The 2,974-nt window shown below is 41.3% G+C and carries 3 protein-coding genes; all 3 read left to right on the top strand.

Annotation, left to right across the window (positions count from 1 at the left end):
• Nucleotides 1–231 precede the first annotated feature (231 nt).
• Nucleotides 232–723, top strand: a complete 492-nt coding sequence (locus AC4GME_RS18190; protein ID WP_490376923.1) for an ion channel — start codon at nt 232–234, stop codon at nt 721–723.
• A gap of 88 nt (nt 724–811) precedes the next feature.
• The gene (locus tag AC4GME_RS18185) at nt 812–1,408 is read left to right on the top strand and encodes a protein-disulfide isomerase (protein ID WP_490376924.1); all 597 of its coding nucleotides are present in this window, start codon (nt 812–814) and stop codon (nt 1,406–1,408) included.
• Nucleotides 1,409–1,594: 186 nt separating this feature from the next.
• Nucleotides 1,595–2,974, top strand: a 1,380-nt coding sequence (gene radD / locus AC4GME_RS18180) for a DNA repair helicase RadD (RefSeq protein WP_490379979.1), incomplete at its 3' end; no start/stop codon positions are given.

The raw sequence follows: 2,974 nt of genomic DNA, 5'->3' as shown, positions 1-2,974 counted from the left end.
TGTTGTTCGTGTTGTAAGGTGAATGCCCGCAGGATCGTTGTTTTAGTTGCAAAATTAATAATCGTCCCGATAGAGGATCTTTAGTTCATCAGTAAGTGCTGTCAGCTCTGCCTGTTAATTGGGTTGCAAATTTATTAACTACTATACTTGTCGCAAGCATCGATATTTTTGTAAAAAAAGAGGAATTGCGTTACATCCGGGCTTCTTAATTCTTCTGAGGTGGAGTAAACGATGAAAAAAGTAAAGGCGAATACACGATTTAAAAGATTTATTAAGGACATTTCTGTCCACACGCCTTTTACCACTATGCTGCTTCTACTGATAGTGTTATGGCTGATATTCTCAGCCGGTATCTACTTTGCCGAGCAGAATGTTGAAGGCGCACATATTAACTCGTATGGGGATGCGTTGTATTGGGGAGTCGCTGCATTTTCCACAGCTGGAATAGCAGATGCTCCGACATCTGATATTGCGCGCTTAGTCGGTGGTTTGTGGATAGTTATTGGTTCAATGTTGTTCTTTGGTACTATTGTAGCAACGGTTACAACCTATTTTATGAGGCCAATGCAACGACCTCATAAAAAGATAATTGATACGATAGAGTACAACCTCGAACAGTTAAATGATCTGAGCCTCGACGAACTCGATTTATTAAGGGAGACGGTTGACACCTTGATTATTCATGTTGAAGGTATAAAGGAAAAACAGCAAAAGAGAAAATAGAAAGCTAAAGCAACATTCACTAATTGTTTATTGCGCTTAAACTAATTAAAATCACCCCCCCCATATATTATTAAAAAGGTTCAACGCAATGCACCCTGAATTATATTTTATTTATGACTCTCATTGCCCATGGAGTTACGCGAGCACACCACTGATTAATGCACTTGAAAAAGCTTACCCGGAAATGATGATTCATATTTGGCATTGTGTGCACTATGATGGCAGTGATTGCGCTGGTTACAAGCAAATGGATGATATATCTAAGCAAAGCCAAGTTAAATTCGGCCAGGAACATATTCGTTTTGTCGACAGTCCCAAAGACGCCACTATGACAGCTAACCTAATGGCCTGGCTGCAGAACAAACAACCGGAGAAAGCCTTAGCGGTATTAAATGCGCTACAAAAAGCACATTTTATCGAAGGCAATGCCTTGGGCTGCAAGCACGACTTTAATGCCATTATTGAGCAGTTTAAGTTATCACCACCCAATAAAGTATTCAAAGATAAACTAAGCAATGAAGCTGAATATACTTTATCTGATATCCGTGAGCTGCAAGAGTTTATTGGAACGAACTCATTTCCGGCAATATTGTTATCAGTGGGTGACAAGGCAGTACTCTTGAATCATGCATTATATTTAGCTAATCCGAATGCGATTGTTAATGCCGTTAAGAAAGAATTATAATCGCTACTTTATAGATTGATGTAAGATAGGGCTGTACTGACTCTGCTATTTTTTCAGCTACAGGCTGTCAGCCACTATCAAATTAAATTATCGGTAACGTTATTTTTTTATATTTACTTTCCGTATTAACCTTACAATTAGGTTAAACTTATCGCTCCATAAGTCTGAAATTATCCTTATTTATCTATGTATACTCTCCGCCCATATCAACAAGACGCTGTTAAAGCGACCATTCATTACTTTCGTAAATATAGCGCACCGGCTGTACTCGCTCTTTCCACAGGTGCAGGAAAAAGTCTTATCATTGCGGAGTTAGCACGATTGGCGAAAGGGCGGGTATTAGTGCTTGCACATGTTAAAGAGCTTGTTGAGCAAAATCACCGCAAGTACGAAAGCTATGATTTAAAAGCATCTGTTTTTTCTGCCGGATTAGGACGTAAAGAAAACGATCGTCAGGTTGTTTTCGCATCGGTTCAATCTATTGTAAACAGCTTAGAGCAGTTTCCCGGTGAATTTTCTCTACTTGTTATTGATGAATGCCACCGCGTACCTGAAGATGAAAGCAGCAGTTATCAAAAGGTGATCAGCCATCTTAAAAAAATCAACCCCACTCTCAAGGTGCTTGGGCTAACCGCAACACCATACCGTTTAGGACTTGGCTGGATTTATAAATACCATACTCGTGGTCAGGTGAGAACAGATCAAGCGCGTTTCTTTCGTGATTGTATTTTCGATCTGCCGATCCGTTTTCTGCTGGATGAGAAATATCTAAGCGAGCCAAAAGTGATGGATATGGCTGTGCTCGGCTACGATTTTTCTAATATTACGCCTTCTGCAACAGGACATTACCGGGAAGCGGAACTGGATAAAGTGGTTAATAAATCCGCCCGCGTCACTCCCATGATTATCAAGCAGGTGATTGAGACCGCTCTCGATCGGCACGGGGTGATGATTTTTGCCTCGACCGTTAATCATGCACAAGAAATTATGGGTTATTTAGCCGAACAAAATGCCGCCTTGGTGATTGGCGATACGCCGATTGAGCAAAGAGATCGGATTATTAATGACTTTAAAGATCGCAAAATAAAATATCTGGTTAATGTTTCGGTATTAACGACTGGCTTTGATGCTCCGCATGTTGATTTGATTGCTATTCTGCGTCCCACCGCATCTATCAGTCTATATCAGCAGATTGTTGGCCGCGGTTTACGTCTGTGTGAAGGCAAGAAAGATTGTCTGGTAATGGAGTTTGCCGGTAACTGCTATGATTTGTATCAACCGGAAGTGGGGCAGCCCAAACCGGATAGTGACAGCGAAATTGTCACTATACCTTGTCCGGCTTGTCGGTTTAACAATAACTTTTGGGGCAAAGTTGACCCTGCCGGATTTGTTATTGAACACTACGGCCGGCAATGCCAGGGCTATTCTGAAAACGATGAGGGTGAGCGTAAAATCTGTGGTTATCGCTTTCGGGCAAAATTTTGCGAACTGTGCGGCGCTGATAATGATATTGCAGCGCGACGTTGTCATCAATGTGACCATATGCTGGTGGATCCGGATAAAAAA

The organism is Psychromonas sp. (assembly GCF_983033635.1).
The sequence above is the reverse complement of the archived record's forward strand: the minus strand, read 5'-3'. Positions and strand labels throughout refer to the sequence as shown.